At 70.7% G+C, this 15,124-nt stretch carries 13 protein-coding genes and 2 pseudogenes; 2 read left to right on the top strand and 13 right to left on the bottom strand.

The window, feature by feature from the left end; genetic code table 11:
• Nucleotides 1-23: 23 nt before the first annotated feature.
• The 13 genes and pseudogenes from FXF52_RS33235 to FXF52_RS33175 all read right to left on the bottom strand — a co-directional run.
• Nucleotides 24-1,910, bottom strand: coding sequence for a ricin-type beta-trefoil lectin domain protein (locus FXF52_RS33235; protein WP_148803087.1), 1,887 nt, complete (start codon nt 1,908-1,910; stop codon nt 24-26).
• A 178-nt stretch (nt 1,911-2,088) separates the two neighbouring features.
• Entirely contained in the window at nt 2,089-3,552 is a 1,464-nt protein-coding gene (locus tag FXF52_RS33230; protein WP_148803085.1) for a GH1 family beta-glucosidase, read from the bottom strand.
• Between the two features lie 36 nt (nt 3,553-3,588).
• Nucleotides 3,589-4,596, bottom strand: coding sequence for an ABC transporter ATP-binding protein (locus tag FXF52_RS33225; RefSeq protein ID WP_148803083.1), 1,008 nt, complete (start codon nt 4,594-4,596; stop codon nt 3,589-3,591).
• Nucleotides 4,589-5,629, bottom strand: coding sequence for an ABC transporter permease (locus tag FXF52_RS33220; RefSeq protein WP_187413866.1), 1,041 nt, complete (start codon nt 5,627-5,629; stop codon nt 4,589-4,591). The genes FXF52_RS33225 and FXF52_RS33220 overlap by 8 nt, the downstream gene beginning before the upstream one ends.
• A 3-nt stretch (nt 5,630-5,632) precedes the next feature.
• On the bottom strand, nt 5,633-6,613 hold the full coding sequence (locus FXF52_RS33215; RefSeq protein WP_148803081.1) for an ABC transporter permease: 981 nt from the start codon (nt 6,611-6,613) through the stop codon (nt 5,633-5,635).
• Entirely contained in the window at nt 6,610-7,752 is a 1,143-nt protein-coding gene (locus tag FXF52_RS44255; protein WP_148803079.1) for an ABC transporter ATP-binding protein, read from the bottom strand. Before FXF52_RS44255 ends, FXF52_RS33215 begins: the two co-directional genes overlap by 4 nt.
• A 105-nt stretch (nt 7,753-7,857) precedes the next feature.
• On the bottom strand, nt 7,858-9,537 hold the full coding sequence (locus FXF52_RS33205; protein WP_148803077.1) for an ABC transporter substrate-binding protein: 1,680 nt from the start codon (nt 9,535-9,537) through the stop codon (nt 7,858-7,860).
• A gap of 91 nt (nt 9,538-9,628) precedes the next feature.
• Nucleotides 9,629-10,696 (bottom strand): LacI family DNA-binding transcriptional regulator, encoded by a 1,068-nt coding sequence (locus FXF52_RS33200; RefSeq protein ID WP_148803074.1) that lies wholly within the window; start codon nt 10,694-10,696, stop codon nt 9,629-9,631.
• A 227-nt stretch (nt 10,697-10,923) separates the two neighbouring features.
• Nucleotides 10,924-11,676 (bottom strand): FkbM family methyltransferase, encoded by a 753-nt coding sequence (locus tag FXF52_RS33195; protein WP_187413868.1) that lies wholly within the window; start codon nt 11,674-11,676, stop codon nt 10,924-10,926.
• Between the two features lie 227 nt (nt 11,677-11,903).
• Nucleotides 11,904-12,284: a YccF domain-containing protein gene (locus FXF52_RS33190; RefSeq protein WP_148803072.1), complete on the bottom strand. Its 381-nt coding sequence runs from the start codon at nt 12,282-12,284 to the stop codon at nt 11,904-11,906.
• Nucleotides 12,285-12,369: 85 nt separating this feature from the next.
• The gene (locus FXF52_RS33185) at nt 12,370-12,588 is read right to left on the bottom strand and encodes a hypothetical protein (protein WP_148803070.1); all 219 of its coding nucleotides are present in this window, start codon (nt 12,586-12,588) and stop codon (nt 12,370-12,372) included.
• A 30-nt stretch (nt 12,589-12,618) separates the two neighbouring features.
• Nucleotides 12,619-13,326 (bottom strand): annotated as a pseudogene (locus tag FXF52_RS33180) (ABC transporter ATP-binding protein); the annotation flags it as partial.
• Nucleotides 13,325-13,708: pseudogene (locus FXF52_RS33175) on the bottom strand (iron chelate uptake ABC transporter family permease subunit); the annotation flags it as partial. The pseudogenes FXF52_RS33180 and FXF52_RS33175, both read right to left, overlap by 2 nt.
• 12 nt (nt 13,709-13,720) lie before the next feature.
• Here FXF52_RS33175 and FXF52_RS42040 point away from each other — a divergent pair.
• Entirely contained in the window at nt 13,721-13,864 is a 144-nt protein-coding gene (locus FXF52_RS42040; RefSeq protein WP_187413865.1) for a hypothetical protein, read from the top strand.
• Complete coding sequence (locus FXF52_RS33170) at nt 13,861-15,084, top strand: zinc ribbon domain-containing protein (protein WP_148803066.1); 1,224 nt, start codon at nt 13,861-13,863, stop codon at nt 15,082-15,084. Before FXF52_RS42040 ends, FXF52_RS33170 begins: the two co-directional genes overlap by 4 nt.
• The last annotated feature ends 40 nt before the right edge of the window (nt 15,085-15,124 follow it).

The raw sequence follows: 15,124 nt of genomic DNA, 5'->3' as shown, positions 1-15,124 counted from the left end.
GCGTCGCCGGCCCGACCCCGGGCTCACATGGGTAGCGTCCACTTCTGGTTGGCGTCCCCGGTGCAGGTCCAGATCTGCGTCTTCGTGCCGTTGGCCGAGGTGTTGCCGATGACGTCGAGGCACTTGTTCGCCTGCGGGTTCACCAGGTCCCGTCCGGCCGTCCACACCCACTGCTGGGCACCGGTACCGTTGCACGTCCACAACTGCACCCCGGTGCCGTTGGTGGTGCCACCGCCGGAGACGTCGAGGCACTTGCCCAGCGACCGCAGCGTCCCGTCGGTGGCCCGGGTCCACAGTTGGTTCGCCGTGCCCGCGCAGCTCCAGATCTGGATCGGCGTGCCGTTGGCGGTGTTGTTGTCGGTGACGTCGAGGCACTTGCCCCCGATGCCGGTGATCTGCCCGGTGGGCGGACCCGACTGAGTGCCGGACCAGGTGAAGGTCGCGGTCGTCCGGGCCGGCAGGGTGTACGTGAACGACTGCCCGCCCCACGTCACCTTCATCGAGCGGGACGACGTGCCGCCGTTGTGCGCGATCAGCGCCTTCGAACCGTCCGGGTTGCGGTACGCGACGTTCTGCACCGTGCTGTTGGCTGTGGAGTCGATCCGGAACGCCCCGGGCTTGACGAACTTGGTGAGGTGTCCGGTGGTGTAGTACTCGATGGTGTAGTCGACCTGGCCGGCGCGCGAGTCTCCCTCGTGAACCGTGATCAGTCCGGTGCAGGTGCCGCAGCCGCCGTTGTGCGGACCCATGTTCTGGTTGAGCGCGAGGCTCCACTTGACCAGGCTCCGGCTCCAGTTCCGGGCGTAGTTCACGATGTCGGTCATGTCTTCGTTGTGCTGGTTGGTGATCCAGGTGCCGCCGGAGTGCTCGGTGCTGAACTGCGGCACGGCCGGGTACTGGTTGTGCACCTGGGTGCCGACTGCCGGGTCGCCGAAGTAGCCGTGCCAGGCGATGCCGCCGAAGAGCGGATCGGTGCGTACCCCGCTGTCGGCGAGCAGCACGGCGCCGAAGTTGCCGTAGTCGCCGTAGTTGAAGTCGTGCACGAGGACCTTGCTGGTGATGCCGGCGGTGCGGAACGCCGGGTAGACGTAGTTCTTGGTCAGGTTCACCAGGCCGGAGGAGGTCCAGGCCATGCCCGGGTAGTCCATCGCGGTGGGGTTGCCGGCCTGGCAGCAGTTCGGCTCGTTCTGCACGGAGACGTAGTCGACGGGGATGCCCCTTGCGGCGTACGCCTGGATGGTCTTGACGAGGTACTGGGCGTAGGTGGCGTAGTACTCGGACCTGAGCGAGCCCATCTGGTCCATCCGGCCGTTGGTCTTCATCCAGCCGGGTGCGCTCCACGGCACCACCTTCACCCGCAGCGTCGGGTTGAGCTGCTTGGCCTGCAAGGTGAGTAGCTCCACGTCCGTGTTGTAGCCGTTGGTGCCGAAGTCGGACAGATCGCAGCAGGTGTCGTCGAGGGAAACCATGCCGGGGCGGGACAGGTCGGAGGCGCCGACCGGGTTGCGTACGAACGACAGGCCGATGCCGTCGGTCGGGCTGAACAGCTTGCGCATCACGTCGTCCCGGGTGGCGGCGCTGACTGTCCCGCCGCGCAGCAGGTACGCGGTGGTGTCGGTGATCGACGCCCCGCCACCCTCAAACGGCTGGTACTGGGTGTTCTCGTTGACGGTGATGGTGTAGGTGGCGCTGGGGCTGCTGGCGGCGAAGGTGAGCGGGCTCTGCGGTTGCAGACCGCGGGTGACGGTGCGCCCGCCGGAGTCGGAGCTGGTGGTGAGCCAGACGTTGACGGTCTCGCCGGCGGCGTGCGCGGGCGACGGTGGGTACAGGGCGACGGCGCCGGCCGCGAGGCAGAGCGCCGAGGCCGCGCGGCCGGCGCGGCGGGCGGTGGTGGGGGATCTGGTGGACACGGATGCCTCCCTTCGGAGCAATCGACATCCGCGGACGAGAGAACCCCTCACACTTCCTTCTGTCAACGCATAAAAATTGACTTATGTCAAGACGTGAAAAAAATGCGCCACCTGCCCTAACAGGCAGGTCGGGGCGGGCCGCCCAGAACGTCCGCGCGGCCGCCCCGACCGCGCCGGGTCACCGCTGCCCGCGCACCCGCCGGACGGTGTCGCGGTACCAGTGCGCACTGCGCTTCGGTGTACGCCGCTGGGTGTCGTAGTCGACCCGGACGATGCCGAACCGCTTGTCGTAGCCGTACGCCCACTCGAAGTTGTCCAGCAGCGACCAGGCGAAGTAGCCCCGCACGTCCGCCCCGGCCTGCCGGGCCCGGGCCACCGCCCGCAGGTGCTCGGCCAGGTACGCCACCCGGTCGTCGTCGGCCACGAACCCGTCGGCGTCCGGGCGGTCGTCGAACGCCGCCCCGTTCTCGGTGACCACCAGCGGCACGCCCGGGTAGTCCCGGCTAAGCCGCATCAGCAGATCGGTGAAGGAGTCCGGAACGATCTCCCAGTCCATCGCGGTGCGCGGCAGGTCCCGCCGGACGACCCGCCGCACCGGCCGCCCGTCTCCGTCCCGCTCCCGGCCCTGCTCGTCCACTCCGGAGAAGAGCTGCCCGAAGTAGAAGTTGACGCCGAGCACGTCGATGGGGGAGGAGATGACCGCCAGGTCGCCGTCCTCGACCGGCATCCGGACGCCCTCGGCGGCCAGGTCCGCCACCACGTCCCGCGGGTAGCGGCCGTGGCACAGCGGATCGAGGTAGAGCCGGTTGGCCAGCCCGTCGGAGGCCCGGGCGGCGTCCCGGTCAGCGGGGCTGTCGGTGGCCGGGTCGGCGGGGGCCAGGTTGAGCGTGATGCCCACCTCGATCGGGTCGGCCGCGGCCGCCCGTAGGCGCCGCACCGCCAGCCCGTGGCCGAGCAGCAGGTGGTGGGCGGCGGCGATCCCGTCGCCCAGGTCCCGCCGGCCCGGGGCGTGCTGGCCGTACGCGTATCCGAGCATGGCCGAGCACCACGGCTCGTTCAGCGTGGTCCAAGTCCTCACCCGGTCGCCCAGCGCGGCGAAGACCAGCTCGGCGTAGTCGGCGAACCGGTGGGCGGTGTCCCGGTGCGGCCAGCCGCCCGCGTCCTCCAGCTCCTGCGGCAGGTCCCAGTGGTAGAGGGTCACCCACGGGTCGATCCCCCGGCCGAGCAGCTCGTCGACGAGCCGGTCGTAGAAGGCCAGCCCGGCCGGGTTGGCCGGCCCGCGCCCGCCCGGCTGCACCCGCGGCCAGGCCACCGAGAAGCGGTACGTGTCCAGGCCCAGGTCGGCGATGAGCCCGACGTCCTGCGGCATCCGGTGGTAGTGGTCGCAGGCCACGTCGCCGGTGTCGCCGCCCGCCACCGACCCGGGCACGCGGCAGAAGGTGTCCCAGATGGACGGCGTGCGGCCGTCCTCGGCCACCGCCCCCTCGATCTGGTACGACGAGGTCGCCACTCCCCACCGGAAGGTCGGCGGAAGGGTGTCGATCGGGTCGGCCTGCCCCGGCGACGCCTCCGGCTCGGCGTGTCTGACGCCGCGCCGCGACCTGGAGCCGTCGGTGGTCGGGCGGGTGAGGTCGGTGTCCATGGTTCTCCTCGCGGGTGTTCGATCGGGCGGTGGTGGTCAGCGGGGGACCGGCTCGGCGGCGGGATGCAGCCAGCAGGCCACGGCGCGGCCCGGGTGGTCGGCGCCGGGCGGGCCGAGCGGCGGCAGGTCCTTGTCGCAGGGGCCGAACGCCTTCGGACAGCGCGGGTGGAACGCGCACCCGCTCGGCATGGCGCGCAGGTCCGGCGGGGAGCCGGGGATGCCGGCCAGCTCGCGGCGGGGGCCGCGCAGCGCCGGGAAGGAGTGCAGCAGCCCGCCGGTGTACGGATGCAGGGCCCGCCGGTACAGCTCCGCCGCGGGCGCCTCCTCGACGATCCGGCCGCCGTACATGATGGCGATGCGGTCGGAGAACTCGACCAGCAGCGACAGGTCGTGGGTGATGAACAGCACCGCGAAGCCCAGCCGCTGCCGCAGCTCGGCGAGCTGGCCGAGGATCTGCCGCTGCATCACCACGTCCAGCGCGGTGGTCGGTTCGTCCATGATGACGACCTGCGGTTCCAGGGCCAGCGCCATGGCGATCATGACCCGTTGCCGCATCCCGCCGGAGAGCTGGTGCGGGTAGCTGTCCAGCCGGTCGGCGGTGATCCCGACCAGCCGCAGCAGCTCCCGCGCCCGGGCCCGCCGGCCGGTCGCCGTGCTTCTCGGCTCGTGCGCCTTGATCACGTCGAGCAGCTGGGTGGAGATCCGGTGCACCGGGTTGAGCGAGTTCATCGCCCCCTGGAACACGATGGACGTCTCCGCCCAGCGGAACTGTCGCAGCCGGGCCGGGGTCAGGGCCAGTACGTCGACCGGGGGGCCGTCGAGCGGGTGGTAGATCACCTGCCCGCCGCTGATCACGCCCGGTGGCGGCAGCAGCCGGGTCAGCCCGTACGCCAGGGTGGACTTGCCGCTGCCGCTCTCCCCGGCCAGCCCCAGCACCTCGCCGCGGTGCAGGGTCAGGTCGACGTCGCGGACGGCGTGCACCGCCTCGTCGCCGAGCCCGTAGTCGACGCGGAGCTTGCGGATCTGCAGGACTGGTTCACTCATCGCCGGCCTCCTCGGTGCGGGCCTGCGGCACGGCGGCGGCCGGCGCCAGGACGGGGGTGAAACCCACCCGCATCCGCGCGGTGCGCCCGTCGGCCGTGCGGATCCGGGTCCGGCCGCCGCTGCGCAGCCGGGGGCTGACGAACTCGTCGATGCCGAAGTTGATCAGCGCGAGGGCGGTGCCGAGCAGCGCGATGGCCAGCCCGGCCGGGACGAACCACCACCAGGCGCCCTGGGCGAGGGCCTGCTGGCCCTGCGCCCAGAACAGGATCGTGCCCCAGTTCCACGAGGAGACCGACGAGATGCCGATGAAGGCGAGGGTGATCTCGGACATGACCGCGAAGATCACTGTACCGACGAAGCCGGACGCGATGATCGCGGTGAGGTTGGGCAGGATCTCGAACAGGATGATGCGCCAGGTCCGCTCGCCGGTGGCCCGCGCCGCCTCGACGTAGTCGCGGCGGCGCAGCGACAGCGTCTGCGCGCGCAGCACCCGGGCCCCCCAAGCCCACGAGGTGCAGCCGATGATGAGCGCGACCAGCGTGTCACTAGCCTGCTCGACGATCGACGTCACGATGATGATCAGCGGCAGCGCCGGGATGACCAGGAACACGTTGGACAGCGCCGACCCGGCCTCGTCGGCCATCCCGCCGAGGTAGCCGGACGTCACGCCGATGAGGATGGACAGCGTCGTCGCCAGGACGCCGGCGATTAGGCCCACGACGACGACGCTGCGGGTGCCGACCAGAATCTGGCTGAAGATGTCCTGGCCGAGATGGGTGGTGCCGAACCAGTGCCGGGCCGACGGCGCCTGCAGGACGTCGTTGCTGCGCGCGTCCGGGTCGTACGGCGCGACCCACGGCCCGATGATCGCGAAGAGGCCGTAGCTGGCCAGGATGGCCAGGCCGGTCGCGGCCTTGGCGTTGGCCATGAACCGGAACCGGCGCCGCTTCGCCCGGCCCGGCGCGGCCGACGGCTGGGCCATCGCCCCCTGACCGGGGATGACCTGCTCGATAGTCGACGGTGAGATCGTCATCGCTCAGCCACTCTTTCGGGTCCGCGGGTCGAGAAGCAGGTACGCGACGTCGGCGAGCAGGTTCGCCACCAGCACGGAGATCGTGATGATCAGGAAGATCCCCTGCAGCAGCGGGTAGTCCTTGGCGCCGACCGCCTGGAAGAGTTGGAACCCGAGACCCGGGTAGGAGAAGACGATCTCCACCAGCAGGGTGCCGCCGACGATGAACCCGAGCGACAGCGCGAAGCCCGAGACGTTGGGCAGCAGTGCGTTGCGCGCGGCGTAGCTCAGGGCCACCCGACGCTCCGACAGGCCCTTCGCGTGGGCGACGGTGATGTAGTCCTCGGACGCGACGGTGACCATCATGTTGCGCATGCTGAGCAGCCACCCGCTCATCGAGGAGACCAGGATGGTGGCGGCCGGCAGGATGCTGTGCTGGATCGCGCTCGGGATGAAGTACTGGTCGAACGCCGGCACGAGGCCGGGCTCGTAGCCGCCGGAGGACGGGAAGACGCTCCCCGGCCCGGCGAACAGGGCGATCGCGACGAGGCCCAGCCAGAAGTACGGGATCGAGGACAGGAACGTCGTGGCCGGCAGCAGCGCGTCGATCCACGAGCCGCGCCGCCAGCCGGCGCCCACGCCGAGCGCCGTGCCGAGGAAGAAGCTCACGACGGTGGTGATGCCGACCAGGCCGACCGTCCACGGCAGGCTGTCGCCGATGACCGTCGACACCGGGGTCGGGAAGAACGTGAACGACAACCCGAGGTCGCCGTGGAAGAGCTGCTTCCAGTAGTCGACGTACTGCGTCCAGAGGCTCTGGTTCTTGTCCAGCCCGAACAGCACGCGCAGCGACTGGATGGCGTCCGCGCTGATCCGGCCCTGGTTACGCGAGATGAGGGACTGGACCGGGTCGCCCGGGATCATGCGCGGGATGAAGAAGTTGAGCGTGATCGCCGCCCAGGCGGTGAACAGGTAGAAGGCGATGCGTTGCAGCAGGAACCTCATCGTGCGTCCCCCGACCTGGCGGTGCCTTCCGACCCGACCAGCGGGACGGTGCCGGCGGGGTCGGCACCGGCGGAGCCGGGGCCTTCGCCGGCGACGACCGCCGGGTCGTACAGCCAGCAGGCCGCCCAGTGGCCGGGCCGGTCGGCGACCTCCAGCCGGGGCGGCAGATCCACCGTGCAGCGTGGCATGGCGTGCGGACAGCGCGGGTGGAACCGGCAACCGGTCGGCGGCCGGATGAGGCTCGGTGGCTCCCCGTTGCCGCGGTCCTGCTCGGTGGCGTCCGCCGCGCCGGTGATGCGGTCGGGATCCGGCGCCGACTCGATGAGCAGCCGGGTGTACGGATGGGCCGGATGCTGCGTGACCGTCTCGCTGTCGCCGCCCTCGACCAGGCGGCCGGCGTACATCACGATCGTCTCGTCGGCGAAGTAGCGGGCCGAGGCGATGTCGTGCGTGATGTAGAGGATCGCGAGGTTGAGCCGCTCCTTGAGGTCGCGCAGCAGGTTGAGCACGCCCAGCCGGATCGAGACGTCGAGCATGGAGACCGGCTCGTCGGCGAGCAGCACCTCCGGGTCGGCGCCGAGCGCCCGGGCGATCGCGACGCGCTGCCGCTGGCCGCCGGAGAGCTCGTGCGGGAACGCGTCCAGGTAGCGCTCGGGGGGCGTGAGGCTGACCCGGGTCAGCAGGTCGGCGAGGGCGTTGTCCAGGTCCTCGGCGGTGCGCCCGGCGTTGCCGTGGATCCGCAGCGACCGGGTGAGGTGGTAGCGGATCGTGTGCACCGGGTTGAGCGAGGCGAACGGGTCCTGCAGGATCAGCTGGACGCGTCGCACGTACGACCGGAACGGGCGACCGCCGCGGACCCTGGTCGACACGCCGTGCAGGCGGATGTCGCCGGCGGTGCGGCGGTAGAGCTGGGCCAGCAGCCGGGCCACCGTGGACTTGCCCGATCCGGACTCGCCGACCAGGGCGGTCACCTGGCCACGCCGGAGCGCGAACGACACGTCGTCGACGGCGTGGACGGCGGCCGGCGCCCGGGAGAAGAGGTCACGCAGCCGTTTGCGGACGGGGAAATGCTTGGTCAGGCCGACGGCCTCCAGCACCACCTCGTTGACCGGCGCCGCCGCGCCTTCGCTCAACGTCATGCTTCCTGCCTTCGGGGTGTCCGGGTCTGTGGCGGTGGCCGGTCGCGGAACCTGGGAGCCGCCTCCCCGGCCGGTCACGACGGGCCGGGGAGGCGGTGCCGCAGATCAGCTGCCGGCGGGCTTGAGGTGCAGGACCACGTCCAGCGCGTTGGGCTGGGTGGGCTGCATGGCGCCGTACGGGTTTGCGTCGTCCGGCCAGCCGGTCCAGTTCTTCGTGCTGTACGCGCCACCGATGTTGTCCGCGCCGACCGGGATCATCGGCACCTGGTCGACGAAGACCTTCTGCAGTGTGTTCATCGCGGTGGTCCGCGCGGTCTCGTCGGTGGCGTTCGCGTAGGCGATCAACGCGTCGGTCGCCTGCTTGTTGTTGAACCGGCCGAAGTTGCCCGCTGGGGAGGCGGTGCCGATCGGCTTGAGCTGCCGGCCGTCCATGACGGTCCGGTAGATGTCGTACGGCGTGGCCCCGCTCTCGGTCCACCGGAAGGTCGCGTCGAAGTTGCCCTGCTCGACGTTGCGGAACCAGGCGTCCTGGTTGGCCTTGTCGACCGTGGCGGCGATGCCGATCTTGGAGAGGCCGTCCTTCACGATCTCCAGGCTGGTCTGGTAGTCGGACCAGCCGGCCGGGTCGGTCAGGGTCAGCTTGACGGGCTTGCCGGTCCTGTCCTTGAGGGTGTTGCCGTCGAGCTGGTAGCCGGCGCCGGTGAGCAGCGCCTTGGCGCCGTCGACGTCGACCTTGTGCTCCTGGCCCTTGAACTCGCCGGCGATGAACGCGTCACCGGCGGGGCTGGGCAGCCCGGTCACGCTCTTCACCAGCGGGTGGAAGTATCCGGCCTCGGCCGTGGTGAAGATGTCCGCGCGGTCGATGACCATGTTCATCGCCCGGCGTAGCACCGGGTCGTCGAACGGCTTCTTGGTGGTGTTGACGTACAGGCCGTGGATGCCCAGGACCGGCGGCGCCCACACCTTGTGGTGGGCCGGGTCCTTGTCCACGAAGACCGCCTTGTAGTTGGGGATGAAGACGAAGCTCCACTCCGACTCGCCGTTGGCGAGGGCGGTGGTCTGCGCGCTGTTGTCGGTGTAGGACGTGAAGCGCAGCTCCTTGACCTTCGGCGGGTCCTGCCAGTAGCCGCCGTCGCGCAACGTCAGGGTCATGGTGGCCGGAGTGAAGGACTTCAGCGTGTACGGGCCGCTGCCGACGGGCTGCTTGACCGGGTCGGTCGTCGGGTCGCTGATCTTCTCCCAGATGTGCTTGGGGACGATCGGCACCCGCCACAGGACCTTCTGCTGGTTGACGAACTGCGGGCTGGCCATCTTGATCGTGACGTCGTTGCCGCTCGCCGTCGTGTCCGTGTACGGCACGCCCTGGTCGTTCAGCGCCGGGTACTTCTTGACCAGGTTGTAGGTGAACGCCACGTCCTCGGCCGTGAGCTTCTGGCCGTCCGACCAGGTGGCGTTTTCCCGGATGGTGACCTTGACCGAGGTGTAGTCCGGCGACCACTCGGCCTTGGTGGCCAGCCACGGCTTGAACGGGTCGGCCGGCTTGACCGGGTTCCACATCATCAGCGGCTCGGAGATCTGCCAGCGGTAGCCCAGCGAGGCGGCGGCCGAGGTGGTCAGGAACGGGTTGTTGTTCTCGGCCTGCGGGCCGTTCGGCATGCCGAGGTTCAGCACGGTGGCCGCCTGGCCCTTGTTCTTGTTGGCGTTCGGACTGTCGCCACACGCGGCGAGCGTGCCCAACGCCGTCACGCTCGCCAGGGCGAGAGCGAGGCTGCGTCTGACGCGCATGTGTTCCTCCCGGTCGTGGTGGGTGGTCGGTGGGTTCGTCGGCGGAACGGGGGGTGCGCCACTGCGGTGGGGCGCGGGGACGCCCGCCGGGTCAGCGGATCTGCGGGAACGGCTCCGGCTCGGGCCGGCGCGGCCCGACGGCTCGGCGGTCGGCCGGCGAGGGCACTCCGGTCGAGCCGCGGACGATCAGGGTGGTGGGAATGACGCTGGGAGCCTCGGGCAGCGGCACACCCTCGAAGCACGACAGGAGCATCCGGGCCGCCGCCTCTCCCATCTCGCGCATCGGTTGATGCACCGTCGTCAGTGGTGGTTCGGTGTGTGCCGCGTACGGGATGTCGTCGAAGCCGACGACCGCCACGTCCTGCGGGATCCGGCGGCCCGTCGCGCGGATCGCCTGCAGGGCGCCGCCCGCCGACAGGTCGTTGTGGGCGAAGACGGCGTCGAAGTCGATGCCGGCCTCGGTCAGCCGGCTGACGGCGCGGCTGCCGCAGTCGAAGGTGAAGTCGCCCCCGACCACGAGCTGCGGATCCAACGGCAGGCCCGCGGCGTGGTACGTCTCGGCGAACCCGGCCAGCCGCTCCTGCGTGCAGCCGAACTCCTCGCAGCCTTTGATCACCAGGGGGCGGCGCCGACCGAGTTCGAGCAGATGACGGGCGGCGGACTCGCCGCCACCGCGGTTGGTCGTGGCCACGGACGGGAACGGCCGCTGATGAGCGCGGTCGTCGATGAGGACCACCGGTAGGCCACGGCCGTGCAGTTCGGCGATGTAGTCGAGGCTGCCCTCGGGCTCGATGACCAGCAGCCCGTCGAACGACTTCGCCGAGACCTGCGAGGCGAACTGCCGCAGGGACGCCTCGCCGCGGTTGCAGGTGAGGAGCATCAGCCCGTACCCGGCGCTCTCCACCGTGTCGACGGCGCCCTGCAGCACCTCGCCCATCCACGGCCAGGTCAGGGCGGGCACCAGCATCCCGACCACCCGGGTCCGGCCGCGGGCCAGGCCGACCGCGCGGGCGCTCGGCACGTACCCCAGTTCGTCGATGACGGCGCGGACCCGGGCGGCGGTGCGGGCATGGATTTCGCCCTTGCCGTTGAGCACCCGGGAGACGGTCGTCTTGCTCACCCCCGCCCGACTGGCGACGTCGGCGATGGTGATCGGCACGTGACGCTCCCGGGTCGAGGAGGTGAGGCGGGTGTTTCGGAACCGGTTGCGGAACCGGTTGCATCGCAGTGAATCGAAGTGACGCCGGTCACGTCAATCACGGCCAGATAACGAAACATGGCTAAGTTCAAAACCTTAAAAAAATGACCACCGCAGCGCGTCCGGGAAGTCCCGCGGACCTGCGTGCTGAGCAGCGTCGATGCCGTCCGGTCGCCCCGGTGCGTGGCCTACGGGGCTGCGCGGTGTCGGAGGCGATCCTCGGACACGCAGTACACGTCGCCGGAATTGGCCTCGTGCGGCAGCGCCCGCAGGTACGCCGCCACCTCCGCGGCCGGCAGCCAGTCGGGCAGGGCGAGGCCCATCTCGTCGCCGAGCGCCACGCTGAACCGGGTGAACCCGAGCCCGGTGAGCCGGTGGAGGCAGCGCGGGGCCAGTTCGCGGGCGATCGTGGTGAACTCGAACGACAGCGCCGGCACCGGCCGGCTCAACCCCGCCAGCACGGCATCCTCGAACCCCTCGACGTCGACCTTCACGAAGGTCGGTACGCCGTGCGCGGCGATGAGCCGGTCGAGCGTGGTGGTGGCGACCTCGATCTCGGCGTCCCAGGTCTCGTGCGCCCAGCCACCGGCACCGGCCGCGGCCCGCACGAAGTGTGGCGACGCCGTGGAGACCGTCGGGTTGGCGGAGTTGACATGCAGCCGGACCCGGCCCTCCCGTGCCCCGCAGGCGGCCTCGACCACGGTGACCCGGGAGTCGTCGCCGTAGAGCGCGTGCAGCGCCCGGACGCAGAGCGGCTGGGGCTCGACGGCCACTACCCGGGCGCCGAGCCGGCGGAAGCTGCCGAGCCGGTCGCCGACGTGTGCCCCGACGTCGAACACCAGGTCGCCGGGGCGGACGAAACGCGCGTAGAAGGCGTCCATCGCCGCCTCCCGGACCGGGTCGCCGTAGTACGCCTCGAGCGACCGGCGCACGCCGGACATGGTGGGATCCGCCTTGAGTGCCTCGATCACCCCGATATGACCGCCCACTGCTCCGACCGTAGCCACGCCGGGAGAAACCCGAGGGCCATTCGGGTAACCCGGCCGTCCGCCGGTGAACCCAGCCTCCTAGGACGCCTTAGGGATGGTGACGCGATGCGCGGCGAACGGCGGTATCCCAGGCCTGGGATACCGCCGTTCGCGTGATCTGGAGTGGGTCGGCCGTGCCGTCAGGGGGTGTCGACGACCTCCTGGCCGAGCGGCCAGAGCGCCGCCGGCACGAGCTTGAAGTTCGCCACGCCGAACGGGATCCCGATGACGGTGAGGCAGAGACCGACGCCGGCGACGAGGTGGGACAGCGCGAGCCACCAGCCGGCCAGCAGGACCCACAGCACGTTCGCGAGGCCGGAGGCGATCCCGGCGCCCGGCTTGCGGACGACGGTGCGGCCGAACGGCCACAGCGCGTACGCGGCGAGGCGCAGTGAGGCCACCCCGAACGGGATGGTGACCACCAGCGCGAAGCAGATCAGGGCGGCCACCCCGTAGCCCAGGCCGAGGACGAGGCCGCCACCGAAGACGAGCCACAACAGGTTCAGTACGAAGCGCAGCACACGTTCATGGTGACCGGGGCGCGCAAGATCAGAACATGCCCGCCGGTGTCCCGCCCAGGGGTGGGTGGGACACCGGGGCCACGGGTCAGGTCTGGTTGCCCGGTATGTTCTTGTAGTCCTGCGGGCTGACGCCCTTCGGGCGCGGGTCCTTCTGACGCTGGCCGCCGCCCTGATTGGCGTTGGCCGACCCGCCGAGCGCCTGGATCATCTCGTTCTTGTTCATCTGGTCGACGTTGTCGAGTCCGGCACGCTCGGCCTGTTTGCGCAGCTCTCCGGTCTTCATCTGGGCGGGATCGCGTCCCATCACTCCTCCTTCGGTCGGGTCCCGGCTCGGTTACCCGCAGGCCGCCGGCACCAACGTGCGCGGGTGCGGTCGCGCCCGGCGGCGGGCCGCCGGTAGCACCAGCGGGGTGCCGGTCTCCGGGTCCTCGATGACCCGGCACGGCAGGCCGAACACCTCCTCGACCAGGTCGGCGGTGACGATCCGGCGGGGTTCGCCGGTGGCGATCACCCGTCCGTCGCGCAGCGCCACCAGGTGGGTGGCGTACCGGGCCGCCTGGTGCAGGTCGTGCAGCACGGCCACCAGCGTCCGGCCCTGCTCCTCGTGCAGCCGGGCGCACAGGTCCAGCACCTCGATCTGGTACGCGATGTCCAGGTAGGTCGTCGGTTCGTCGAGCAGCAGCAGGGGCGTCTGCTGGGCCAGCGCCATGGCGATCCAGACGCGTTGCCGCTGCCCGCCGGAGAGTTCGTCGACCGGCCGGTCGGCCAGGCCGCTGACCCCGGTGGCGGTCATCGCCTCGGCGACCACCCGCTCGTCCTCGCGGGACCACTGCCGCAGCAGCCCCTGGTGCGGGAAGCGGCCGCGGGCGACCAGTTCGGCGACGGTGACGCCGTCCGGGGCGACGGCCGACTGGGGGAGCAGGCCGAGCGTACGGGCGACCTGCCGGGCCGGGCGGCGGTGGATGTCGGCGCCGTCGAGCAGCACCGTTCCCCGGGTGGGCCGCAGCAGCCGGGCGAGCGCGCGCAGCAGGGTAGACTTACCGTCCGGCGATGTCCGCGGCGAGCAGCAGCACCGGGGCGTACACCGCGCAGTACGGCAGCAGCTGGCGCGGGTCGGGGCCGGTGCGGGCACGGACCAGGTGTGGGGCGAGCAGCCCGACGAAGACGATCGGCCCGCAGGCGGCGGTCGCCGCCCCGCACAGCAGCGTGACGGCGGCGATGACGGCGGCCCGGACCAGGCCGGGGCGGGCGCCGAGGGCGCGGGCGGGGTCGTCGCCAAGGGCGAGCGCGCCCAGCGGTCGGGCGGCGAGCAGGGCGAGCAGCAGGCCGGCCAGGACGAAGGGCAGCAGCTGCGGGACGGTGTCGGTGCGCGCGCCCGCGAGGGAGCAACAACTGGTGGTTGCTTCCCTTTCTAGCGCTGTCGACAATGGACTATTGTGCGTACTGTGTATCGGATCGGCGTGTTTGCTAAGCGGGTGGGCCGCTCGGTCGTGCACACCTTCTCTGGCCGGCTGGACGGTCTGCGCCGCTACGAGAAGGAACTGGCAGGGGCGGACCTGACCGTGGGGGATGATCGGTGAAGGTCACCCGCATCGCCTACTCGGCCCGGCTGAATCCGGGCAAGTACGCCGCTCTGGTGGAGCAGGCCTGCCGGTTGGGTCGGGTGCGTAGTGAGGTGTGGCAGCGCTACGGCTCGGTCGCCGGTGTCGGGTCGGGGTTGAGGGACCGGCAGGTGCGCGACCGGTGGCTGGCCGACGGCACGCACGCGTTGTTTGGTGTGTTGGCGAATGCGTGGAAGGAAACCGTCCGCGACGCCATGGCCGACATCGCCGCGAACCTGGAGGCAGCGAAGGTCGAGGTCCGGCGGGCGATCAGCCGACGCACGAGCGATGCGGCCGAGCGTAAGCGGATGTTCGGCGCGTTGAAGGCTGACCAGTGGGCCGGTGATCCGTTCCTGGCGCGGCAGATGCGCAAGCATTGGAAGCGTGGCCACAACCGCACGCACGATCAGATCGTCGTGCGCGCCGACAACTACAACACCATCGTTGACGGGCGCGGCCGGTTGTGGCTGGCGATTCCCGGTCTCGAACCCCGCAGGATGGTCCGAATCCCGCTGTCCACGACGGTCGCCCCGACCGGGACGCTGCGGCTGATCCTGCGCGGCGGCCGGGTCGAGGTGCACTACCAGATCGACTCGGCGCAGATGCGGTCGTCGCAGCGGCCGTGCGGCGACCAGAGGGTCGGGGTGGACAAGGGCTACACCGAAGCCCTGACCGACTCCGACGGCCAGCCCCACGGTGAACAGCTCGGCGTGCTGCTGACCAGTGAGTCGGACCGGTTGAAGGAACGCAACCGCCGTCGGGCGAAGCTGCGCTCGATCGCCAACACCGCCGCCCTGCGTGGTGATCACGGGAAAGCCCAGCGGATCAAGACCAACAACCTCGGCACCGTGAAGCGAGACCGGCAAGCGGCCCGACATCGGGCGCGGGTGCGTACGGAGATCTTCACCGCCGTGCACGAGGTCGTCGACAAAGCGAGCACCGTGATCGCCGAGGACCTCACCAAACGCTTCACCGCACGCAAGAAGCTACCCAAGAACATCAACCGGCGTCTCGCCGCGTGGACCAAAGGAGTCACCGCCGAGGCACTGAAGAGCGTGTCGGAGCGCAGAGGTTCTGCGCTCGTTCCCGTCAACGCCGCCTACACCTCACAAACCTGCCACCACTGCGGCGACTTCGGCCGCCGCAGCGGCGACAGGCTTCACTGCACCCCGTGCGGGTGGTGTGGCAGGCCGACGTGAACGCCGCGATCAACATCCTGCACCGAGCCGGCGACCCCGA

Origin of the sequence: Micromonospora sp. MP36, from assembly GCF_008119785.1 — a bacterium.
In the GTDB taxonomy this organism is placed as follows: Bacteria; Actinomycetota; Actinomycetes; order Mycobacteriales; family Micromonosporaceae; genus Micromonospora.
This window is presented reverse-complemented; position numbering and strand designations above follow the sequence as displayed.